The following is a 23,686-nucleotide window of genomic DNA, read 5'->3' as shown; positions in this document are numbered from 1 at the left end:
TGCTACTAAAATCATCTTACAAACTATTTTTCTCAAAAACTTTCAAGTTCGCATAAATCGCAGCAAGTACAGGAGTCTCCAAGCCTTGGGTTTTGGCCTGATCAAGCAAATAGCCAAAGAAATGATCAGCTTCGGTCGGCTGCTGCTTTTCCATATCCCGCTGCAGGGATGATTTCATCTCATAGCCAATTTCGTTTAGTTTTTTCACCTGGGCTTCCTCGATCCCATCAGCCAGCGGAGCACCAATGCTTCTCATAATCGCTGACGCCTCTTTTAGAACCTCTTTAACCGCAGCTAAACCAAATTCCTCCTCGCGAATAGGACCAATTGGAGAGCGGAAGAGAGAGGTTACGCCAGAAAGAGTGGAAATGAATAAATACTTGTGCCACATCTCCTGCTCAATATGATCAGAAAGCCTGAAGTTCGCTTTGGTACCAAAAAAAGCTTTTTGCAGCCTTAATATCCGCTCCGTTTTTTCACCCGAGCGTTCTCCAAATACAAAGTCATGAATAGGGCTCGTTTGAATAACTTTTCCGTTTTCATCCAGGGTCGTTTCAATAAAACATAGTCCCCCAAGGACTTTCTCCTCTCCAAAAGCCGCTATCAGTACATCCATGTGGGCTATTCCATTTAAAAGCGGGACAATTAGAGTCTCTTCACTTACATATGTACGAATATCCTCAATTGCCCCCTGCAGATGATAGGCTTTTGTAGAGAGCAGGATCACATCAAAATCATCTGCTTGTTCTCCAGCTTTAATGGTTTTCGGCTCTGCAATCTTTATATCTCCATGGATGCTCTTTGCCATCAGCCCTTCCTGTTCAAGCTGCTGCTTTCTTTTTTCCCTGACTAAAAAGGTAACATCCTCGCCTTTTTCTGCTAGCCTTCCGCCAAAATAGCCGCCAATTGCTCCTGCTCCTACAGTTAATATTCTCATCCCTTTACCTCCTAAAAATCTATTAATTCCATTATATAGGAAAAAGTGCACGCTTTGGACGTGCACTTTTTTAGCTATAAAAGATAGGCTCCGAGTAATCCTCCTGCGGTAATTATGAGAATGGTGATCTTAACGAGCAGGGGAACCTTTTCATTGCCTCTTTTATTTACCTTTTCTTCTTGTTCATTGACTGTTTCCCGAAAGCTGGGACTGCAGCAGCCCATTAGGCTGCACCCTTCCAGCTGGATACGTCTTCATCAAGAGGGAAATTGCTTGCACGTGCACTTTTTGCCGCTTTAAAGAATAAGGCTACAAGTGCTGCCGATCCGACTGCCGCACCAATCCAGGATACATTCATTGGCAGGCCGAAACCGATTTTTGCGTTTAGGATATAAGTGATGACCATTACCAGCATAAAAGCTCCCGGTACAAGCGCAATCCAATAATTCTTCTTGGCAATGTACAGGTACATCGCTCCAACGAAGAGAGCAATAACAGCTGTCGCCTGGTTAGCCCAGCTGAAGTACCTCCATAATAGGTTAAAGTCGATTTGTGTAAGAACCATAGATACTGCGAATAATGGAACAGCAATCCACAAACGGCTGGACATTTTCTTTTGGGCAATATTTAGGTATTCAGCAATAATCATACGCGCACTGCGGAAAGCAGTATCTCCGGAAGTGATTGGCAGAACGACTACGCCAAGAACGGCAAGCGTACCGCCAATTGCGCCAAGCATCATCGTTGAAACTTCACTTACAACGGCTCCAGGACCGCCTGCTGCCAATAATTCATTTAATCCAGTTGGGCCATTAAACAGGCTCATGGCTGCAGCCGCCCAGATCATGGCAATGACACCTTCTGCAATCATCATACCGTAGAAAATTTTGCGTCCTTGTTTTTCTTTTTGTGTTGTACGAGAAATGATCGGTGTCTGTGTTGCATGGAATCCTGATAGCGCTCCACATGTAATCGTAAAGAAGATTAATGGGAAAATAGGCGCATTGTCAGGGTGGAAATTGCTTAAGGACAGTTCAGGAATTGGTGCACCTTTAATAAGTAATCCAATACCCACTCCAACGGCACTGATCACAAGCAGCGCTCCGAAATAAGGGTAAAGACGGCCGATAATCTTATCAACTGGCAATAGGGTCGCCATAATATAATAAACAAATATCGCAGCGATGATAATTCCAAGCGCAATCTTTCCGTCCATTAAGACATGAAGCAAGCTTGCTGGGGTTGAAACGAACACTGTACCGACCAGCAGTAAAAGCAGTACTGCGAAAGCGTTAACAACATGTTTCATAACTTTTCCCAGGAACTTGCTTGCAAGCTCCGGCAAGTGGGCACCGCGGTTGCGGATTGAAATCATTCCAGTCAGGTAGTCATGAACAGCACCGGCAAAAATACATCCGATAACAATCCAGATAAATGCCACCGGTCCGTAGAGCGCCCCCATAATTGGGCCGAAAATAGGACCCGTACCCGCAATATTCAGAAGCTGAATCAGCGAGTTCTTCTTTGTGCTCATTGGAAGATAGTCAACACCGTCCTGATGCGTATAGGCAGGTGTCGATCTTTCTTCCTGAACACCGAATACTCTTTCCACAAACTTTCCGTACGTAAAATATCCGATAATTAAAAGAGCAATACCGGCTAGAAATGTAATCATCGTAAATCCCCCTTTATTAAAAAAGTAAAATGAATGCGTTTACATAAATTATAAAAGAGAAAAAAAGATTTTGAACGTTTTGTGTCCAAGATGTAAAAAACGGAGATTAAAATGCAGAAAAGGAGGACTAAGATGCAGAAGAGGGTATGTGAATTTCGGCAAAATTCATCATTTTCTTTAAATTAAGTCTAGTTATCCACCGTTTAATCCACATACTCTTTGCTTTCCATTGGGGAAATTCGTTTTCCACAGGCGAAATTTAATAAGAATGGGCAGGGCGGATACCGGACGCAAATAGTCTTATGCTGAAACCGATTTTACCCTATCCTCATCCATCCAACTTTCCAAGCATCCCATAAAAACAAAAAAAGCACCGTACCGATGCTTTTTCTCATAACTCCAATCTCACCCTCAATGCCTTCACATAATTCCTGCTCACAGACAGCATTTCCTTCCGGCCTTCCATTTCGAGCTGATATGCCCCATTAAACCATGGGGTCAGACGTGTCACATAATCCAGGTTCACGAGATAGCTCTTATGAGTCCTGAAAAAGGAAAAGGGGAGCAGGCGGCTTTCCAGATCTTTCAGAGGTGTTTTCGTTTCGTATTCTCCATTTTTCGAGATGATTCGCGAAACCTTTTCGTCTCTGTAAATATATAGGATTTCCTTTGGTTCGAGATAAAGAATCTCCCCGGCTTCTTCGACAGCCAATTTTCCGGGCGGTTTGCTTTTTTCTGTTTCTTTTTCTGGGCTAATCAGCTTTTCGATGCGCCTGATTGTTTGCTCCAGCTGCTCTTCATCATAGGGCTTCAGCAAATAATCGATAGCCTCATAGCGAAAGGCTTCTGCCGCAAACTGAGGATAGGCGGTGGCAAAAATGATTAGAGGAACTTTCTTCAATTCTTTCAGCGATTTTGCCGCTTCCATTCCACTCATTTTCGGCATTTCCACATCCAGAAAAACCACATCTGGCTGCAGCTGGATGGCTTTCATTACCGCGGCCTCGCCGGACTCAGCTTCGCCAACCACCTGAATGGAAGAGAATTCCTCCAGCAGGTGCTTTAATTCATCTCGGCTATATCGTTCATCGTCAGCTATTAATGTTCGGATTGTTTTGTCCATCTGTAACTTCCTCCGTTTGTGGAATGGAAAAATGAATGTTAGTGCCAACGCCTGGTATACTGGTTATTTTCAAGGAGGCTTCGTCGCCGAACATCATGGTCAGCCGGCGGTTTACATTATATAGCGCCAGTCCCGACCCCGTTTCGGATTTCAAAGTTTCTTTGCCAATCTGCTCAGCTCTTTCCCTGCTCATCCCGTGGCCATTATCCTCTACCTTTACCATCGTCATGGCATCCTGTTTTTTTATCGAAATTTTAATAAGACAGTCCTGTTCCTTATTCTTAATCCCATGCTTAACGGCATTTTCAACAATCGGCTGAAGGGTAAGCGGCGGGATTTTTTCAAAAAGAGCGTCATCATCAATGTCATAGATAACCTCGAGCCGGTCAACGAATCGGGTTTCTTCAATCGATAGATAGGCCTTTACATGCCTTAATTCCTGCTCAAGAGTCGTCACACTGACCGTAGTGGCAGTCAGGTTTTGACGTAAAAAGTGGGAAAGCGATACTAGCAGCTTTCTTGCTTTGGCAGGCTCAATCCGGACAAGTGAGACAATCGTGTTCAAGGAATTAAATAAAAAATGCGGGGATATCTGTGCCTGCAATGCCTTAATTTCGGCTTCCTTTGCAAGCTGATACGCTTTATCAGCTTCCGCAATTTCCAGCTGATTGCTCAGCAGAATACTTAATCCGGATATAAGCTCCATGACAAGATTATTAATTTCTTTTTCAGAGCTAAAATAAAACTTCAGCGTTCCAATCGTTTCACCCCGAAGTTTAAGGGGAGCAATAACTGCCGCTCCAAGCGGGCAGCTTTCCTCCCGGCAGTGGATGGTTCGGTCATTGGCCACCACCAGTTCTCCATGCTGAATCACGTCCCGTGTTATTTGTGTCTGGATAGGGCTGCCGGAGCGGTGGTGGTCGTCCCCAAGGCCAACATGGGCAAGAATTTCTGTATGATTTGTGATAGCTACTGCTTTCGCCTGCAGTTCTCTATGTAAAATCCTGCAGACGGCTAATGCAGAATCATGATTGATGCCTTTGCGGAGATGAGCAAGTGTCTGGTCAGCAATCCGCAATGTTTTCTGGGCATGAAAAGCGCCTGCTTTTTCCTCTTCGTTAATGACATTTTTTATGATTAGAAGAAAAAGTGCACTTCCCAGGCCATTCGCAATTATCATCGGAACGCCGATCATCTCCACAAGCGCAACCGCTTTTTCAAGAGGCCTTGATATTCCGATGATAATCAGCATTTGCACAGCTTCTGCCGCTGCTCCAATGAAAAAAGCTGATGAAAGCTTCACATGTTCATTTTTTTTATGAAAAAAGCCGGCAAGCAATCCTGCCACAATAGAGGCCAAACCGCACGCAATGGCAGTAAAGCCGCCAAGCGTAAAACGATGGAAGCCGGCAATGATTCCGGCGCCAATTCCGACTTTGTATCCTCCAAGCAGGCCGGCCAGCACAACGCCAATTACTCTCGAGTTCGCAATCGCTTCATCTGAAGCAAGCTCCGCTGCCCAGCGGTTAAACTGGAGTGTATCTGTATTGAAGGCGAGCCCCGTATAAGTGCCGATAATCCCAAAAAATCCGAAAAAGAGAATAGCCTTATACTCCTGCTGCCGCTTTAATCTTTCGCCATAGATCATTTCTCTAAAAAAGCGGAACCGCGTCAAAATCAGCGCAATCGTGACAATGATTCCCAGCCGTTCCAGCATTGTAATCAGCAACTCCAACATTCGGCAAGGCCCCTTTAACCAAGTTCTTTATCATTTATTTTAATTGATTAAAGATTAAATTAAAAATGGGCGGTTTAAAATTTTTCGACTTGCTGTACAGGCTTTTCCAGTGCGGCTGTCGAAAAGGTATCCATAAACCTCCCAGGATACCTGAATATAGGTAATGAAACCAATTAAAAGGAGCCGAGAGCCATGGCCTATGCGATCAATCAAATTACTCCTGCTAAAATATTAAAAAACCATCCAGATTTGAAAAGCTATCTCCAATCCGAGCTTTGCCAATTATTGAACGAAAAGTCATGGATGCAGGACTGGGAACAGCTTGCGAAGCGATTTCAGTTATTTAAATTCGAAGCAATATCCGAGGCGGAGAGTCTTACTTATAGCTGGAATCCGGGGGAGATTGAAGCAATCATCAAAGAAACTATAACGGAAGTTGAAAAACATCTTGAATTCAGGGACCTTACTATCACGGTCGTGCCGGCGCTTCCTTTTCAATGGTTTCAAAAATATGATGATTCATTATGGACAAATGGCTATACAGTGGGAGCGGATACAATCGTTCTGGCCATCCCTCCTGAGCCGGATCATGAATTTTTAAGGTATATGCTAGCGCACGAGCTGCACCATGCCTCCCCGGAAAATCCAATCTATCATCTTACATTGGATACCTTTACATTGGCAGAATGGTTTAAAATGGAGGGTGGCGCTGAATACTTCAGCCTTTCACTTTATGAGGACAAACGGTGGTGGAAGGAAGGTTTTACGAAGGAAGCCGAACAGGCTTACCAGTATATTGCGCAGCAAAATATACTTACAACAGACGATGGTCTGAAAAGCAAAATCTGTTTTGGCAATCGTGAAATGGGCATCCCGGTTTTTGCAGGCTATTCCTTTGCTTATAAAATGGTCCGTCAATATGCTGAGCATAAGGGGATCAGTCATTATCGTGACTTGTACGGGGCAGATCCGCACGAAATGTTCGATTCCTATATAAGTAAGGGGGCTTCTTAAATGGACACAGAACTTCTCAACATTTTTGATGATGACCGAAAGCAAATCGGCGTGGCTTCACGCGAAGAAGTACATAAAAAAGGATACTGGCATGAAACATTCCACTGCTGGTTCATCCGAAGGGAAAACGATCAGGACTATATCTATTTTCAAAACCGCAGCAGGGAAAAGAAAGATTATCCGGATCTTTTGGATATAACCGCTGCCGGACATCTGTTGAGCCACGAATCAGTTATGGATGGAATCAGGGAAGTGGAAGAAGAGCTTGGAATTAATGTTGCATTTGAGGACCTGGTTCCCCTGGGCGTCATCGGTTATTGCGCGGAAAAGGAAAATTTTATAGATAAAGAGCTTGCCCATGTTTTTCTGTATCACAGCGAACATCAGCTGGATGATTTTAATCCTCAGATTGAAGAGGTATCCGGAATTGTTCAGATCGCTTTGAATGATTTTTATGAACTATGGTTTAACGGCAAAGAAACCATTGCTGCAGAAGGCTTTGAAATCAGTATGGGAAAAAGGATCCTGGTAAGCAGACTGGTAGCCAAAGAGGATTTCGTTCCCCATGAGGATGATTATTATAGGCGCGTTCTGCACTCGATTCAGGAACTGGAGATTGAAAAGTGCTGATATAGACAGAGATTGATATTGGGTTTGGAATACTCTCCATGGATTCAGGAAAAGAACTCACTTGCCGGATGCAGATGTCATATACTTTGATAAAAGAGATTTAAGAGAAGCGATGGAAAAAAACTCGCGTCAAAGCTGCTATCACTTATGCCAGAAGTGCCGTGGTCTGTTAAAAATGAAGCAAGGATGCATCTCATTAATGGCATTCCTCCACTCTCCAAAAAATAGCGGAAGTCTATCTGGCCAAGGGTGGAGGCCATTCAATCAAACGTTTGATTGAAAAGCAAGGGAGTTTTTTAGAAAGAGAAAATGCGAATTCTTATTAAGCACACTCTATTTAGACTATAATAGAGGAATAACACCTAATGAAAAGGCAGGATTCAATATGATTGTAAAAAATGAAGAAGAACTAGCAAAACTAAAGGAAATCGGCAAAATTGTCGCGGAGATCCGCGATGCAATGATTGAAAAGACAAAGCCTGGCGTCACCACAAAGGAGCTTGACGATTTTGCAGGCGAGCTTTTTGAAAAGCATGGAGCCATCTCAGGCCCTAAGGGAGAGTATGATTTTCCGGGCTTCACTTGCATAAGTGTCAATGAAGAAGTCGCCCACGGGATTCCGGGAAGCCGTGTAATTAAAGAGGGAGACCTTGTAAATATTGATGTTTCAGGTTCTAAGGATGGCTATTTTGCAGACACAGGCTTATCTTTTGTGGTCGGTGAAGACGAAAAGCTTCAGAAGCTTTGTGACACAGCGAAGGAAGCTTTTGAGGAAGGCCTGAAAAAGCTGAAGCCAGGCGGCAAGCTTAGTCTTATTGGAAAAACAGTTCAAAAAGTAGCAAAGAACAACGGCTTTTCTGTCATCATGAACCTAACCGGACATGGGATCGGGCGCTCCCTTCATGAAAAGCCGGACCATATTTTGAACTATTTTGACCCATGGGATAAGCAGCTATTAAGAGAAGGCATGGTCGTCGCGTTCGAGCCATTTATCTCAAGCGGAGACCAAGAAGTAAGAGAAATGAGCGATGGCTGGACATTCGTCACACCAAATAAAAGCCATGTCGCCCAATGTGAACATACGGTTGTTGTGACAAAAGAAGGGCCAATTATCCTCACACGCTAGAAGAGAAACCAGGGACCACTGAAAAGTCAGAGTGTCTCTGGTTCTTTTTTATTCCGGAAAACATACTTGCACTTTAAAATCCACCAAACGTGATCACCCCGGGAAGCGACGCATAAATCCGAAAAGTAGTGCAAAAGAGGTTGAAATTGATACATAAAACCAAAAAGTGAAGCGTAAATGCCTGAAAGTGATTCATAAAATTGAATAGTGACGCATAAGGGCCAACATTTTAGCGGAAACATCCAAGTCATATCACTTTTTCCATCACCACTATTCAAGATATGATAGAATAGACGAAATTTTTAAAGAAAAGCAGGTGTATTTAAATGATAGCCATCATTCATGAAGGAAAACCTGGCCGTGCCGGCTTATCCTTTGGAGAAATTGAAATGCCAGAGCCGGCTGCAGGAGAAGTTAGAGTCAAGTTAAAAACAGCAGGCTTAAACCATCGAGATTTGTTTGTATTAAACCGCCACAAGCCAGAAGATCCAGCACTCATTATCGGTTCTGACGGGGCAGGTATCATTGATGCAGTTGGCGAAGGCGTTACAAATGTCAAAGCAGGCGATGAAGTTATCATTAATCCTGGTCTGGGCTGGAAAGAAAACAGCGATGCGCCGCCAGCAGGCTTCGAAATTGTTGGCTTGCCGTTCCATGGAACGTTTGCCGAATATATCGTCATCCCTGCTGAAAATGCTGCACCAAAGCCAGCATATCTAACCTGGGAAGAAGCGGGTGTGCTCTCACTGGCAGCTCTAACTGCCTACAGAGCTTTATTCACAAGAGGAAAATTGAAAGCAGGCATGAAGGTGTTTATCCCAGGAATAGGAGGGGGCGTTGCCACGTTCTTAATGCAATTCGCGAAAGCTGCAGGTGCAACCGTCTATGTCGCATCCCGTTCGGAGGAAAAATGCCAGAAGGCCCTTGAACTGGGAGCAGATAAAGCCCTTAACAGCAGCGAAGACTGGAGTGAAGCGCTTAGCGGTGAAAAGGTCGACCTTGTCATCGAATCAGTCGGTCCTGCCACGTTCAATAAGTCACTCGGAATCCTTCGCAACGGCGGAACTATCGTTACATTTGGCTCCTCTTCAGGTGATCAGCTTGAACTTAATCTCCGCAGCCTGTTTTATGCCCAGCAAAACCTGCTTGGCTCCACAATGGGAAGCGCAGAGGAATACCATGAAATGCTTCAGTTTATTGAAAAGCATGATATCAGGCCAGTCCTTGATCAGGCCCTGCCACTGGAACAGTTTGAGCAGGCTTTTGATAAAATTGATAATGCTGAACAATGGGGCAAAATTGCTTTTAAAATCAGTGAATAATAAAGGGATGAGAAGCTGCAAACAAGCAGTTTCTCACCCCTTTTTATTATGTGTGCAAGAACTTCACACAAACTGGATCTGGCACAGCCACATCGGATTGAAGCAGCGTCAGCTTTCCTGTATCCCCATCCCTCTTATACAAAACAATATTGCTGGAGTTTTGGTTAGATGCAACCACAAATTTTTCGGAAGGATCCAGCACAAAATCACGCGGCCAATTTCCTTCAGTTGAGGTGTGTTCCACAAATGAAAGTTCACCATTATCTTGATTTACGGAGAAAACTGCAATGCTGTCATGTCCGCGGTTTCCGGCATAAACAAAACGTCCGTCTGAGGAAATATGAATAGCACTTCCCTGGTTATTATCTGTAAAGCTCTCTGGAAGAGTGGAAATGGCCTGGATCTGTGTGAGGCTGCCGTCTTCATGATATTGCAGCAGCAAAACTTCGGAGCTAAACTCAGTCATTACATACGCATACTTTCCGTTTGGATGGAAAACGAGATGTCTTGGACCGCTGCCTGGATTTACAGATAGTGTGCTTTTTTCTATTAAAACGCCTTTATTGACTTCATACGTGATTACCTGGTCAATGCCCAGGTCTACGGCAACTACATATTTTTCATCGGGCGTTAACCCTACATAGTGAGTATGCGGCTTTTCCTGCCTGCTGTCGGGACCTGATCCGCTATGCTCGATAACAGAAACCGCAGGGCCAATAGAGCCATCTGTATTTGTTAAGTATGATTCAACGGTCCCTTTATGGTAGTTTGCGCTGAACACATTGCGCCCTGCAGCATCAACACTCACATGGCATGGAGGAGATCCAGCCGATACCTGGCTATTGATCTTCTCCAGTGAAGCGCTGCGGCTATCCAAACGATATGCTGCCACACCGCCGGAGTCCCCTTCCTTCGCAACCGAATATAGGAATTTATTATCCTCACTGATCGTTAAATAAGTCGGGTTATCCAATTTCGCTGCCACATTTACATCTGAGATATTGCCTGCCTCAGTATCGAGAGCGAACGAGTAAATTCCTTCACTATCGCCTTTTGTGTATGTACCGATATATCCAATGTACTTGGCCATAAGAAGCCTCCTCTAATGTTTATCATCTGAAAAATACTCTATCATAATTTGCACAGCAATCAAAAGGAAGAGGAGTTTTTTGTAAAGAAAAAGAATATACAAAGGGAGAGATTACGAGAGGAAGATTGTGATGATCGCACCCGAATCCATATTGTCCATTTGGAAAAAGTTTGACGGCTTTCCGATGGAGACCTTAACGAAAGCCTGGTTTTACGGTAAAGCAGGCTCAAAGAAACAGCGGGATGTTTCCTTAATGAAGGAACAGCATAATCAATACGGGATTACTGGAAACTGCTTCGATCTGGCCATCTGGCTACTGCATGAATTGACGCAGGCGGGAATCGAAGCCTATCCGGTAGGCCATCAATTACAAACACCTTCAGCGCATGCTGCAGTGGCTGCAGTGGATGATAACGGTTCGCGTTTTTTATGCGACCTGGGAGACCAATGGCTCCAGCCGATCTTAATCGATCCGGATTCTGAGGAGTTTACCTCAGAAAAATTAAGCGGATTTTTCCCGGCAGCAGATATACAGGTGGAATCAAAAGGGAATCAGCTCAAAATTACCTATCACCGTCCGAACGGAAAAATTTCACAGCAAACTTATGATACATCGAAAATAGACATGAATACTTTCCTTCAAGCAGCCGAAAACTCGCAAAACAATATTAATCCGCGGCCGCTGCTGGAGCAGAGAGTTCCATATAAAAACGAAACTGCCCACTGGGAATTTTACAACTGGAAAAGCTTCATGAGTACTTCAGAAGGTTTGTTTAACGATAAACCAGCGGGGAGCATTGAGGAATGGGCATTTCGAATCCATGAGAGAACGGGCTATGACCATCAGTTTTTAATCGAATCACTGGGCATATATAAGAAACTAGCTGACGGAGCCAAGGGATTAAGCGTATTTCCGGCGTTTTGTAATAAAAGGGGATTTTCGTTCATAACACTTGAAAATTCGCTATAAAATCATCATTTCGCTGATATACTTCATATCTCGCTGAAAGAGCAAATTTCCCTGGTTTGCCAATTTTCAAATGCCATTAAGTAAAGGAGCCATTATGTTTGTAAAAATCTATCAATACCATATCCGTCCGGAAAATGAACCGGAACTGCTGGATATACAGAAAAAAGCCGCTAAAATCTATCGAAATTATATGGATGTCCAGACATCCATTTTAAAAAGCAAAGAAGAGAAATCAAAGTGGACAGAAATCAGCTATTTCAAGTCTGAAGAGGATTATCATAACATGATTCCGCTGATCAATAAGAATCCAGAAATTCAGGAGCTATTTAAAAGGTTTGAATCCCTGCTCATCAGCGGCATGAAGGAAGAGGATTATGAACGAATAGGTGAAAATTTGGCCAGCCAATAAAAATGATGGGGCTAGCCTATGGCTTATCCGCAATCGAATTTAAGGAAAACCTCATTCCTCTTAAGGGAACCCATTTTGCCATTTCCGATATATAGTAAGTTATAATCAAAGCATGATATAAGAGGGGGATTTACTCACACATGGAGGCTATACAAAAAGTTTCAGCATATCTTACTCAAAAGGCAGAGGTATTATCTGAAGAAATCGTTGCAGAAATTGTCGGCAGATTTGGTTTTGAGATTCCCCAATTGGAGGTTGACGCAGCCGTTTCGATGTATATTGATTTTATAAAGTTTCTGGGGAGGATGATTGCCAGCGGTGAGGATCAAGTCCCTGAAGGCTTGGTTGAATGGAGTAAAGGAAACGGTGAACGGGCAGCTTCAAGAGGCGGAAAAATTTCTGACATCGTCATCAGATATCCAGACACCCGCATTGTTTTTACCGATAGATTAAGAAACATTGGGAAAGATCATGGTTTAACCGCAGATGAGATCATTGCCATTGTAAAAAAGGTTAATTATATGCTGGATATAAGCGTTAACGAAACGGTATTTGCTTTCGAACGCCACGCTCAAAAACGTTTAAAAGCAACACAAACGCAAGTAAATGAACTTTCTGCAGCCATTGTACCGATCCAGGACCGAATTGCGATATTGCCATTAATCGGCAGCATCGATTATGACAGGGCACAAATTATTATTGAAAAAGCGGTACCGAAAGTAAATCAATTGGGGATTGAAACTTTGATTATTGATTTTTCTGGTACGGTCCATATCGATATTGAAATTGCTAAGCATATCTTTGATATAAGGAACATTCTCCTTATAACTGGAGTTAACACAATTGCTACCGGGATACGCCCGGACCTCGCAAAAAGTGCAGTCACCTTGGGAATTGATCTTTCTTCGCTTGAAGTTTACTCAACCGTCCAGCAGGCGATCAACAGCATTAAATAGGCAACCGCTTGGAGCTGCTCGCGGCAGCTCCATTTTCTATTAGGTTATTAAAACTTTAGCCCGTAAAGGTTGCTGCTTTTCAGAGCTAACTGAGGTTAACCCCTGAGTTGATTGAAGCAGAAATCACTGACAAGATTTAGTGTGCCTTCTATAAAAAAAATATTGTCGAAGCCCCCCTCCCATGATAGTATTTAGATATTTTAAAATATATAAAATAAACGAAAACATAGATTCTTTTAAAAAGTTTCGTATATGAACTAGGGGGGCCTTTCACATGACGGTTTTCACATCTGGCTATTTTACAATGAATGAACAGGAAGCTATTGAGTATGCCAAAACGAGGCTGGATTTCTTTGCTCCAGATGCCGAATTGGAGTGCAAGGAAATTGGGGATGGCAATTTAAATTATGTTTTCAAGCTGTCTGACCGCAAAAGTAAAAAGTCTCTTATCATCAAGCAGGCCGGGCCTGTTGCCAGAATTTCCGATGAATTTAAGCTGTCTCCTGACCGGAACCGTATTGAATTCGAGATTTTGGAGCTGCAAAACAAGCTGGCGCCAGGTTTCGTGCCAAAAGTGTATCATTATGATCCCATCATGAACTGTACGGCAATGGAGGATTTGTCCGATCATACGATCATGAGAACCGCATTGATGCAGCATAAAAAATTTCCGCTTTTTGCCGACCACATTTCGACGTTCATGGTGAATACCCTATTGCTTACTTCAGACGTTGTGTTGGGACACAAGGAAAAGAAGGGGCTTGTCCAGAAATTTACCAACCCGGAATTGTGTGAAATTTCTGAGGACCTTGTATTCACTGAGCCTTTTTATAATTGTCCAAGAAATGAAGTGTTTGAGGGAACAAGAGCGTTTGCAGAAGAAGAAATTTGGAAGGATTCAAAGCTGCAGCTGGAAACAGCCAAGCTTAAGTTTGAGTTTATGTCCAAAGCCCAGTCCCTGCTGCATGGCGACCTGCACACCGGCTCTATTTTTATTAAAGAAGACTCTACTAAAATTATTGATCCGGAGTTTGCCTTCTACGGGCCAGCCGGCTATGATCTGGGCAACGTGATTGCCAACCTGATGTTTGCTTATGTTAACGCGAAATTTACAGGGGCTGATGACGAAGCAAGAACTGATCAGATGGAATATCTGGAAAACACGATTGAAGATATTGTAGATCTCTTTAAGGAAAAATTTCTTAAGGCCTGGGATGAAAAGGCAACCGAACAAACAGCCCGCTATGAAGGCTTTAAAGAATATTATCTGGATACGGTTCTTCGAGACACTGCCGCAGTGACTGGTCTTGAATTATGCAGAAGAATCATAGGATTGGCTTCTGTAAAAGATGTCACTTCCATTGAAGAGCCAAACAGCAGAGCAGCAGCAGAAAAGATTTGTCTGTCAGCCGGAAAAATGTTTATTATGGATAGGGAATCTTTCAAAACAGGTGCAGACTTTGCAGGACTTCTGAAGGACTGTGAAAAAAGATTCTAGAGGAGGCAGCAAGATGGGAAAACCAGTGGATGTGATCCAGTCTGTCAGATTGGATGATGAAAATGATACTCTTATTCTCTTAGACCAAACCGTTCTTCCAAATGAAAAGAACTTTTTATATTTAAAAGACTTGAAGGATATATGGGATGCAATCTATCATTTAAAGGTTCGCGGTGCACCGGCGATCGGCATTGCCGCTGCTTATGGCGTTTATTTGGGCACGAAGCAGTCAAGTGCGGAAAGCTATGATGAGCTTTATCGTGATTTTAAAAAAGCGAAGGAATATCTTGCTTCTTCAAGACCGACTGCCGTTAATTTATTTTGGGCACTTGACCGCATGGAAGCCCGTTTAAAAAAGGAAGAAGCAAAAAGTGCCGCTGACGTTAAAGCCGCTTTAAAAGAGGAGGCAGAAAACATCCGGGCTGAAGACGAAAAAGTATGTGAATCAATCGGCAAGCATGCTCTTTCTGTTCTTGAGCCAGGCTGGGGCATCCTAACTCACTGCAATGCGGGAACGATCGCAACAGCCAAATATGGGACTGCTCTGGCACCAATCTATCTTGGCCAGGAGAAAGGCTATGATTTTAAAGTATACGCGGATGAGACACGCCCGCTTCTTCAAGGCGCACGTCTGACTGCCTGGGAGCTGAAAGAAGCAGGTGTCGATGTCACACTGATTTGCGATAATATGGCAAGCATTGTGATGAAAGAAGGCAAAATCCAGGCTGTGCTGGTCGGCTGTGACCGGGTCGCAGCAAACGGCGATGCTGCCAATAAAATTGGCACATCCGGTGTTGCGATTCTAGCCAAGCATTATAATATCCCATTCTATGTTTGTGCACCGCTTTCAACGGTTGATCTAACATGCCAAACAGGCGGTGACATTCATATTGAATTAAGGCCGTCCGGGGAAATCACCTCAAAATGGTATGCAAAGCCGATGGCACCAAAAGGTGTGCAAACATATAATCCTGCTTTTGACGTAACAGATAACGAACTGATCACAGGTATTATTACAGAAAATGGAATAGCATACGCCCCTTTCAATGAAAGCCTTCCAAAAATGTTTAAAAAGTAGCTGAAAGCCTCCGTGCCAAATGGCAGGAGGCCTTTTTTTCTTCAGTTTATTCAAATTCTTGCCCTCATTCTTTAAATCTTTAAAGCGTTCAACTAGGAAAATATCCCTGAATGCATTAAAAAGTTATAGTGTAATTTGACTCTATTCATAAGTCTTTATAACTATAAAAATCCGTAAAAACTTAATGTTTTTGTAAAAATTGCGTATTAAATAATATGGAAATAGTGGAAAACTTTTGTAAATGCATCAAAAGGCCTGATACTTTTTAGGAAGCTATGAATCTATGCCTGATTCCAGAGTTTGTAAATTACATAATTTAGCACATTGTTAGAGTCAGAATGTTTTAAATATACTTAAAAAGCAACAAGAAACGACAGGAAAAAAATAGAGAATTGAAAGGAGAAAAAGGATGAAGAAAAAGGCATTAGGAGCAGCACTTCTAAGTATGACCATGGGTTTATCAGTTTTCGCAGCAGGAGCATTTGCAAAAGGGCCAGAGGCAAATGAATCTTATAGGGTTATTATTCAAGGGCCTGCAGCAGAACGGGCAAATGTGAAAGCACAGATCAAGGAACGCTGGGATTTTGGAAAGGATGGTCTGACAGCGGAGGTCAATGAGAAACAGTACCAGGCATTGTTAAAGAACAAGAATATCAAGATTGAAAAGGTAAGCGAGGTTACACTTGATACAGCCAGAACAGAAGCATCTTCATCCAAGAAAGACGGAGTTTCATTAGAAGCCGCTGGATATCCAAGCGACCAGACCCCATGGGGCATCGAATCGATTTACAATAACAGCAGCATCAGCAGCACATCAGGAGGAAGCGGAATTAAAGTTGCTGTTCTTGATACAGGCGTTTATACAAATCATATTGATTTACAGGGCTCAGCTGAGCAATGTAAGGACTTTACGCAATCAACTCCGCTTGTGAACGGTTCTTGTACAGACCGCCAGGGACACGGTACACATGTAGCAGGTACAGTATTGGCACACGGCGGCTATGATGGCCTTGGAATTTACGGGGTAGCACCTCAGGCAAAATTATGGGCGTACAAAGTGTTGGGCGATAACGGATCTGGATATTCAGACGATATCGCAGGCGCAATCCGCCATGTTGCAGACGAAGCTGTGCGCACAGGATCAAAAGTGGTTATCAACATGTCACTTGGTTCCAGTGGAAAAGATTCATTAATTGCCAGCGCAGTTGATTATGCATACAGCAAAGGAGTTCTTATTGTTGCTGCAGCAGGAAATTCCGGCTATAGCGCTAATACAATCGGCTACCCTGGTGCTCTAGTAAATGCCATTGCCGTTGCAGCTCTTGAAAATGTTCAGCAAAACGGTACATACCGTGTAGCCAACTTCTCATCCCGCGGCAATCCGAACACTGATGGAGACTATTATATCCAAGAGCGTGACATTGAAGTATCTGCACCAGGAGCCAGCATCGAATCAACTTGGTATAATGGCGGCTACAATACTATCAGCGGTACATCCATGGCTACTCCTCACGTAGCAGGGCTTGCTGCAAAAGTTTGGTCTGCCAATCCTGGCATGAGCCATACTCAGCTTCGCACTGAACTTAGAAACCGTGCAAAACTATACGACATCAAGGGAGGCTACGGAGCTGCAACTGGTGACGACTACGCATCAGGCTTCGGCTACCCTCGTGTAAGATAATAAATAAGCTGCCCTCGAAACCGTCTGGTCTACTGATCAGGCGGTTTTTTTTTACGTCCCGAAATTGAAAGTATTTCCGCGGAAATGATCAGATTTTAGCGAAGCGTGTAAAGTTTTAAAAATAGCTGAAGGAAACCAATTTTGCATATACAATAGGAGAGGATATAAAGGAAAGGAGATGTCATCCATGGCTAATCTCAAAAATTACATAAGCGACAATGAAGCAAAAGAACTCATTTGTGAAATAGGCAGGAGGGTATATAATAAAAATTTTGTAGCGGCGAATGACGGAAACATTTCTATTAGAACCGGGGATCAGGAACTTTGGACAACGCCAACTGGAGTAAGCAAGGGCTTCATGACCCCTGACATGATGGTTAAAATGGATTTATCCGGCAATGTGTTGGAAGGGAGATATAAGCCCTCATCAGAAGTGAAAATGCATCTAAGAGTATATGAGGAAAACCCGGAAGCAACAGCCGTCGTTCATGCCCATCCGCCTGTTGCTACATCGTTTGCAATAGCAGGGATCAGCCTGGATAAGCCTGTTTCACCGGAAGCAATCGTGCTGCTTGGAAAAGTACCGGTAGCTCCCTATGCGACACCTGGAACAGAAGAAGTGCCAGATTCCATCGCTCCTTTTTGCAAGGACTATAATGCTGTACTCCTCGCCAATCACGGTGCATTGACCTGGGGGCGCAACATAACAGAGGCCTATTTCCGAATGGAATCGCTTGAGCATTATGCGCTCATGGTGCTTTATTCCGACCATATTATTCAGAAGTCAAATGAATTGAGCAAGGCGCAAATTTCAGAACTTATCTCGATACGAGAGAAAATGGGAATAAAAACAGGCGGCGTCCCAGCTCCAAGCAGCGGGCGGAAAGCTGAAACACCGTCAGGGCTGTCTGAAGAAATGATTGAAACCATTGTCAGAAAAGTAACAGATGAAGTACTCAAAAATGTTTTAAAATCAATGACTTAGGATAGCCATAAAAGCACTGCATAATTTTTGCCTATTAACTAATCCTATATTGAAAACGCTTAATATAAAAGCTGTGTTAAAGCTTATTGTTGATTTTTAGCACCCTGTTGATTGGAGCGGAAGGTGCTAATCCAGCGAAAATGCATTCGCATTTCCTTCGTGCGTGCGGTGTTAACTTGGGGGAGTTTGTTTAAAGTCCTGCGGGGGAAGCGTGTCAGCGGGAGCCCCGCAGGTGCGAATGCACCGTGGAGCATCGGACCGCAGGCTGAACGCTTGAGTGCCTCGTGCTGAAATCAACAGGCAAATTTAACAGAGCCAATATAAAAAATAGGTCATTTAGATGTTAGGAGAGATTCCTATGAAACTATTGGTCATTGGCGGGGTGGCTGCGAGCATGTCGGCCGCTTCTAAGCTAAGAAGAATGGACAGCGAAGCGGAAATTGTTGTATATGAAAAAGGCCATTTTTTATCCTATGGAGCCTGTGGTCTTCCTTATTATGTATCAGGCGAAAATGATGATTACCGGAAAATGATTGCACGGACCCAAGAACAATTTACCGAGAGAGGCATTAAGACCTTTCTTAGGCATGAAGTTGTGAAAGTGGACACTAACAAGAAAGAAGTAACCGTAAAAGATCTTGCAGCTAATAAAACCTTTACAGATACATACGACAAGCTAATGATTGGTACAGGAACATTCCCGATGATGCCGCCATTTCCCGGAGCGGACCTTAAGAACATTCATTTGCTTAAAACACTAGAAGACGGGATGGTTTTAAAAGAAATTGCCCATAAGCCCGAAGTGAAGGATGTTGTCATTGTTGGCGGCGGCTATATAGGTATTGAAGTGGTCGAAGCGATGAAAACGATCGGCAAAAACGTCAGAGTCATCGAAATGGGGGAGCGGATACTTGCCCCATTTGATAAAGAAATAACGGACATCGCCGAAAAGGAAATCCGGGAGAAAGGCGTTGAGCTGAACCTGGGCGAGAAGGTTGAGAGCTTCGGAGGAGATCAGAAAGTGGAGAGTGTGACCACGGATAAAGGCACCTATAAAGCTGATTTAGTTCTAATTGCGGTTGGAGTGAAACCAGCGACAAAGTTTCTGGAAGGATCGGGCATTGAATTAGCTGAAAATGGTGCAATCATCATTGATCGTGAAATGCGTACTAATATGGAAGATGTGTATGCTGCCGGAGATTGTGCACAAGTTTACCATAGAGTCCTTGAGGAAAATGATTATATCCCGCTCGGAACCAATGCCAATAAGTGCGGGCGGCTGGCAGGAGCAAATATAGCCGGCAGCCATGAAAAATATGTGGGCACATTGGGAAGTGCCGCCATTAAGATTTTTGATATGGAGCTTGGCAGAACCGGTCTCTCCGAGGAAGATGCAAAAAAGCTGGGCATCGATTATACAACAGAGTTTGTGAAAGCTTCAGACCATCCGAGCTATTACCCTAATCCGACTCCTATTTGGATCAAGCTTATTTGTGAAAAAGGATCTAAACGCATATTGGGGGCTCATGCTATCGGCAATAAAGGAGTGGTTCTCCGAATTGATGTATTCGCTGTGGCGATTCACAATCAAATGCCTGCTGATGAACTTGGCATGGTGGACTTATGCTATGCGCCTCCGTTTGCTGGTGTTTGGGATGCTGTCCATATTGCCAGCAATGCTGTGAAATAATAGCAACGCCAGCTGAAATTGCTGGATTTTTTGCATTTTATAAAGGGAATACGATAAGGATGTGGAATATTCATATGATTAATATTTATATGGAGGTTTCATATGCCGAAAATGTTTAAGCGAATTGATACTGTTTTTCTTCCGGTTCGAGATTTTAATAAAGCCATTGATTGGTACACCACTGTACTTGGCTTTCCGGCAAGATGGAGGGATGATCAGGGCGGGTATGCAGCCCTAGAGGCAGGAGAGACGCCATTAACACTCGTCCGGACCCCCGAAGAAATTCCGGCAAACAAGGACTCGCATATGCCTTTTAACTTCTATGCTGATGATATTGAACAAGCCTATCGCCATTTGATTCAGCACGAAGTTAAAACAGGCCCGATTCAGGATGACGGCACTGTAAAGTGGTTTGACTTTGAAGATTTGGAAGGGAATAAGCTTGGCGTCTGCCATTTTAAAGAATAGAGGAAAGCTGCCTCCTGATGTACAGGCGGCAGCTTTTAGCAGCGATTTGATAAGTGATTAATAGGGATCCTTCGCCAGCTTCAGATGGCGGTTCATTGCACCCAGCAAAATCAGACCGCTTAAGATCAGCAGCATACTAGTTACAACAAACACGGCTGAAAAACCAAAATAACCTGAAATCAAACCGCCCATGACAGGTCCAATAATGTTTCCGAAGAAGCGGAGACTTGTATTGTAGCCCAGCACTTCGCCCTGCATCGCTACGGGCGCTTCCTGGCGGATATAAGCGATCCGGACCGGAATGATGCCGCCGATGGTCACTCCTAATGCAAAGCGGACAAGGACAAGCTGCCACATGTTTGTGACAAATCCGCCCGGCAGGTAAAAGACGCCTGCGAGGAGCAAAAGGATCACTAATGTTTTGATATATCCGTATTCGTCACCTATTTTTCCCCATTGCCTTGCCATCAGCAAATTGCCGGCACCCGCAGCAGAGAATGCGATTCCTGCAAAGAAAGCCAAATTTTCAGGCCCGTGCAATTCGCTCACATATAAAGAAAGAATGGGCTGAATGCTGAAGTGTGCCATTTGGACAAGCGTTGAAATCAGCATAACCGTCAGCAATACCGGATTGCGGATAATGTGCTGGATGACCGCTTTGCTTGAGTAGCGTGTTTTTTCCCCCTTTTGGGTTTCGGCTCTGAATTCCTTTGTGAAAAGCACAAGCAGAGCAGAGATAAAAATAGCAAGCGAAGTCCATTTGAAAGTGTCTGCATATCCGAACAGGTCTGCGAGAACTCCGCCGAGAAGCGGCCCCATCAGGGAACCTGTGATGCTTCCTGTCTGAAGGGTGCCCATCACTCTCCCCGCTATTTCCTTAGGTGTCTGTGTAGAAATAAACGCCTGGGACATGCCGATGAATCCGGTAAAAATCCCCATGAACAGCCTCAGGAAAAACAGCTGCCAGACATTGGTCACATATCCCATAAGGAAAATCGATATGCCCATGCCGATTCCAGACAAAATCAAGATTTTTTTACGTCCAAACAAATCTCCGACTCTTCCCCAAATCGGAGAAAAAAGAAAAGCTGTGACAAATGTAATCGCAAACGTCCAGCCAGACCAGTGCTGTACGTAGGCAGAGGAGTGATCTCCAAATGTTTCTATATATAATGAAATAAATGGAAGAACCATGGTCATGCTGCCCGCTACAAAGAAATTGGCGAACCACATGATCATTAGATTTCGCTTTGATTGTTTAATCATGTTTAAAACACTTCTTTCCGGTCAACATTTCGTTTCCCTAAATATATAATAGCGAAAATTTCCGAAAATAGGAAGGCTAAATCCTCTATTATTCTATTTATCCCACTTTAGTTGCTGCCGGCAAAAGTAAAGCTAACCAAAAAGTACTATGACATTTTTCCGTAAGTCCGTTAAAAAATCATTGTAATACAACAGTGCTTATTTTATAATTCTTAATAGGATAAAGATTCAGAATATATTAAAAAGGGGGAAGTTGTTTGGAAGCTTTCATTAATCAGCTTAATGGTATTTTATGGAGCACGCCAGTTATTTACATCTTGCTTGGAGTAGGATTGTTATTTTCAATCCTAACCCGTTTTTTGCAGGTCCGGCATATCAAGGACATGGTTTTGCTTATGTTCAGAGGGAAAAGTTCCGCAGCGGGCGTTTCGTCTTTTCAGGCCTTATCTATTGCTCTTTCCGGCCGTGTAGGAACTGGTAATATAGCAGGTACTGCCACTGCCATTGCAATGGGTGGTCCTGGTGCTGTTTTCTGGATGTGGACCATTGCATTTATCGGAGCGGGCAGTGCATTTGTAGAGTCTACTTTAGCCCAAATTTATAAAGTAAAGAAAGATGGACTATATCGAGGCGGCCCAGCTTATTATATTGAAAAAGGTATTGGAATTAAATGGTTTGCTGTGCTGTTTGCAATTTCTGCTTTGCTGGCTATGGCTCTCCTAATGCCGGGTATCCAATCGAACTCAATCGCACTGGGAATGGAAAATGCTTTTGGCATTGATCAGTGGATAACAGGGGCTGTCCTTATAGGTTTGCTGGGACTGATTATTTTCGGTGGAGTAAAACGGATTGCAACCGTTGCTCAGTATGCTGTTCCATTCATGGCAGTAGGGTATATTTTAGTAGCCTTAATAATTATTGGCATGAATGTTGGCGAACTTCCTGGCGTTATTTCATTAATTTTCAGCAGTGCTTTTGGTGCTGATTCCATGTTTGGCGGTATCATCGGCAGCGCGATTGCTTGGGGAGTAAAGCGCGGTATTTATTCCAATGAAGCCGGACAGGGTACAGGTCCGCATGCTGCAGCTGCTGCAGAGGTTTCCCACCCTGCAAAGCAAGGTCTTGTTCAAGCATTCTCGGTCTACATTGATACTTTATTTGTATGTTCTGCAACAGCTTTCATGATTCTATTTACTGGAATGTTCAACACTGTAGGAGCGGATGGAACTACTCCTATAGTAGAAAACCTCCCTGGTGTTGAAGCTGGCCCAGGATTTACACAGGCAGCTGTAGAATCTGTACTTCCAGGTTTCGGTGCAGGATTTGTTGCTATTTCTCTATTCTTTTTTGCATTTACAACCATCATGGCCTATTACTATATAGCTGAAACAAACGTAGCTTACTTGATTAACGGCAAAAATAGCAAACTTGCGATGTTTATTCTAAAAATTGTATTGCTTGGCGCAACATTTTATGGTGCTGTTAAGACAGCAGGCCTTGCCTGGGCACTTGGGGATGTTGGTTTGGGATTAATGGTTTGGCTCAACGTAATCGCCATTCTCATCCTTGCGAAACCTGCCCTAATTGCTTTAAAAGATTACGAAGCCCAGAAGAAGCAAGGGCTCGACCCTGTATTCAACTCCAAAAAGCTTGGCATTAAAAACGCGGAGTATTGGGAGGAAGAATACAAGCCGCAGGAAGAAAAAGTATCTTAATGGAAAGTTAAAGGATGTCCGGCTGATGCCGGGCATTTTTTTATTATAGGTTTTAAAACCACGTGCTCTGCACGTGTGAAAACAAAGCTTCTAGAGTGGTAATGTGACATAAAAAAACTCCTATCGTTATAATAGAAACTGGCCGTCAAACCAACTTCTATATAACGAAAGGAGCAGTACTCATGAGTGACAATAGTTTATCACATACCAGGTGGAATTGTAAGTACCACATCGTTTTCATCCCAAAATACAGAAGAAAAGTAATTTATGGAAAGTTGAGACGAGATATAGGAGCGATATTGAGAAGGCTGTGTG

The 23,686-nt window shown here is 43.4% G+C and carries 22 protein-coding genes and 1 pseudogene; 16 read left to right on the top strand and 7 right to left on the bottom strand.

Annotated features, from left to right (window positions below):
• Positions 1 to 16: 16 nt before the first annotated feature.
• The 5 genes from L634_RS0115550 to L634_RS0115530 all read right to left on the bottom strand — a co-directional run bounded on the left by L634_RS0115550 (position 17) and on the right by L634_RS0115530 (position 5,473).
• Entirely contained in the window at positions 17 to 937 is a 921-nt protein-coding gene (locus tag L634_RS0115550; protein ID WP_026583234.1) for a ketopantoate reductase family protein, read from the bottom strand.
• Between the two features lie 74 nt (positions 938 to 1,011).
• On the bottom strand, positions 1,012 to 1,161 hold the full coding sequence (locus L634_RS33880) for a hypothetical protein (RefSeq protein ID WP_198029778.1): 150 nt from the start codon (positions 1,159 to 1,161) through the stop codon (positions 1,012 to 1,014).
• Entirely contained in the window at positions 1,161 to 2,612 is a 1,452-nt protein-coding gene (locus L634_RS0115540) for a carbon starvation CstA family protein (protein WP_026583233.1), read from the bottom strand. Before L634_RS0115540 ends, L634_RS33880 begins: the two co-directional genes overlap by 1 nt.
• A gap of 391 nt (positions 2,613 to 3,003) precedes the next feature.
• Positions 3,004 to 3,735, bottom strand: coding sequence for a LytR/AlgR family response regulator transcription factor (locus L634_RS0115535; protein WP_026583232.1), 732 nt, complete (start codon positions 3,733 to 3,735; stop codon positions 3,004 to 3,006).
• Positions 3,704 to 5,473 (bottom strand): sensor histidine kinase, encoded by a 1,770-nt coding sequence (locus L634_RS0115530; protein ID WP_026583231.1) that lies wholly within the window; start codon positions 5,471 to 5,473, stop codon positions 3,704 to 3,706. Before L634_RS0115530 ends, L634_RS0115535 begins: the two co-directional genes overlap by 32 nt.
• Positions 5,474 to 5,665: 192 nt before the next feature.
• Between L634_RS0115530 and L634_RS0115520 the strand changes: the two genes are divergently transcribed.
• From L634_RS0115520 to L634_RS0115505, 5 genes and pseudogenes are all read left to right on the top strand, one after another.
• The gene (locus L634_RS0115520; protein ID WP_026583230.1) at positions 5,666 to 6,487 is read left to right on the top strand and encodes a DUF2268 domain-containing putative Zn-dependent protease; all 822 of its coding nucleotides are present in this window, start codon (positions 5,666 to 5,668) and stop codon (positions 6,485 to 6,487) included.
• Complete coding sequence (locus L634_RS0115515; RefSeq protein WP_026583229.1) at positions 6,488 to 7,117, top strand: NUDIX hydrolase; 630 nt, start codon at positions 6,488 to 6,490, stop codon at positions 7,115 to 7,117.
• Between the two features lie 34 nt (positions 7,118 to 7,151).
• Positions 7,152 to 7,345, top strand: a pseudogene (locus tag L634_RS34945) (nucleotidyltransferase family protein); the annotation flags it as partial.
• A gap of 157 nt (positions 7,346 to 7,502) precedes the next feature.
• Positions 7,503 to 8,243 carry a type I methionyl aminopeptidase gene (gene map / locus L634_RS0115510; RefSeq protein ID WP_026583228.1) on the top strand — a complete coding sequence of 247 codons (741 nt, stop codon included), beginning with the start codon at positions 7,503 to 7,505 and terminating at the stop codon, positions 8,241 to 8,243.
• Between the two features lie 326 nt (positions 8,244 to 8,569).
• Positions 8,570 to 9,565 (top strand): zinc-binding dehydrogenase, encoded by a 996-nt coding sequence (locus tag L634_RS0115505; RefSeq protein WP_026583227.1) that lies wholly within the window; start codon positions 8,570 to 8,572, stop codon positions 9,563 to 9,565.
• 46 nt (positions 9,566 to 9,611) lie between these two features.
• On the opposite strand, the gene L634_RS0115500 is transcribed toward L634_RS0115505, so the two are convergent.
• A complete protein-coding gene (locus L634_RS0115500; RefSeq protein ID WP_026583226.1) occupies positions 9,612 to 10,655 on the bottom strand; it encodes a lactonase family protein in 1,044 nt (347 codons plus the stop codon).
• A 130-nt stretch (positions 10,656 to 10,785) separates the two neighbouring features.
• Between L634_RS0115500 and L634_RS31250 the strand changes: the two genes are divergently transcribed.
• The 9 genes from L634_RS31250 to L634_RS0115455 all read left to right on the top strand — a co-directional run bounded on the left by L634_RS31250 (position 10,786) and on the right by L634_RS0115455 (position 20,390).
• The gene (locus L634_RS31250; protein ID WP_232233777.1) at positions 10,786 to 11,625 is read left to right on the top strand and encodes a hypothetical protein; all 840 of its coding nucleotides are present in this window, start codon (positions 10,786 to 10,788) and stop codon (positions 11,623 to 11,625) included.
• Positions 11,626 to 11,719: 94 nt separating this feature from the next.
• Entirely contained in the window at positions 11,720 to 12,034 is a 315-nt protein-coding gene (locus tag L634_RS0115490) for a hypothetical protein (RefSeq protein ID WP_026583225.1), read from the top strand.
• 140 nt (positions 12,035 to 12,174) lie between these two features.
• Positions 12,175 to 12,990: an STAS domain-containing protein gene (locus L634_RS0115485; RefSeq protein ID WP_026583224.1), complete on the top strand. Its 816-nt coding sequence runs from the start codon at positions 12,175 to 12,177 to the stop codon at positions 12,988 to 12,990.
• A gap of 274 nt (positions 12,991 to 13,264) precedes the next feature.
• Positions 13,265 to 14,488: an S-methyl-5-thioribose kinase gene (mtnK, locus tag L634_RS0115480; RefSeq protein ID WP_026583223.1), complete on the top strand. Its 1,224-nt coding sequence runs from the start codon at positions 13,265 to 13,267 to the stop codon at positions 14,486 to 14,488.
• A 13-nt stretch (positions 14,489 to 14,501) separates the two neighbouring features.
• Positions 14,502 to 15,566 carry an S-methyl-5-thioribose-1-phosphate isomerase gene (mtnA, locus tag L634_RS0115475; protein ID WP_026583222.1) on the top strand — a complete coding sequence of 355 codons (1,065 nt, stop codon included), beginning with the start codon at positions 14,502 to 14,504 and terminating at the stop codon, positions 15,564 to 15,566.
• A gap of 409 nt (positions 15,567 to 15,975) precedes the next feature.
• Complete coding sequence (locus tag L634_RS0115470) at positions 15,976 to 17,247, top strand: S8 family peptidase (protein ID WP_026583221.1); 1,272 nt, start codon at positions 15,976 to 15,978, stop codon at positions 17,245 to 17,247.
• 187 nt (positions 17,248 to 17,434) lie between these two features.
• Complete coding sequence (locus tag L634_RS0115465) at positions 17,435 to 18,232, top strand: class II aldolase/adducin family protein (protein WP_026583220.1); 798 nt, start codon at positions 17,435 to 17,437, stop codon at positions 18,230 to 18,232.
• Positions 18,233 to 18,590: 358 nt separating this feature from the next.
• A complete protein-coding gene (locus L634_RS0115460) occupies positions 18,591 to 19,922 on the top strand; it encodes a CoA-disulfide reductase (RefSeq protein WP_026583219.1) in 1,332 nt (443 codons plus the stop codon).
• A gap of 102 nt (positions 19,923 to 20,024) precedes the next feature.
• Positions 20,025 to 20,390, top strand: coding sequence for a VOC family protein (locus tag L634_RS0115455; protein WP_084028915.1), 366 nt, complete (start codon positions 20,025 to 20,027; stop codon positions 20,388 to 20,390).
• A 57-nt stretch (positions 20,391 to 20,447) separates the two neighbouring features.
• Here L634_RS0115455 and L634_RS0115450 read toward each other — a convergent pair whose 3' ends face one another.
• The gene (locus tag L634_RS0115450) at positions 20,448 to 21,656 is read right to left on the bottom strand and encodes an MFS transporter (RefSeq protein ID WP_026583217.1); all 1,209 of its coding nucleotides are present in this window, start codon (positions 21,654 to 21,656) and stop codon (positions 20,448 to 20,450) included.
• 257 nt (positions 21,657 to 21,913) lie between these two features.
• On the opposite strand from L634_RS0115450, the gene L634_RS0115445 reads away from it, so the two are divergent.
• Both L634_RS0115445 and L634_RS32765 read left to right on the top strand, forming a co-directional pair.
• Complete coding sequence (locus tag L634_RS0115445; RefSeq protein ID WP_026583216.1) at positions 21,914 to 23,371, top strand: alanine/glycine:cation symporter family protein; 1,458 nt, start codon at positions 21,914 to 21,916, stop codon at positions 23,369 to 23,371.
• 182 nt (positions 23,372 to 23,553) lie between these two features.
• On the top strand, positions 23,554 to 23,686 hold a 133-nt coding region (locus tag L634_RS32765), incomplete at its 3' end, for a transposase (RefSeq protein ID WP_198029777.1).

This window comes from Bacillus sp. J33, from assembly GCF_000518885.1.
Taxonomy (GTDB): domain Bacteria; phylum Bacillota; class Bacilli; order Bacillales; family Cytobacillaceae; genus Cytobacillus.
Note: the sequence above shows the minus strand (reverse complement) of the source record. Positions and strands in the feature narration are given on the sequence as shown.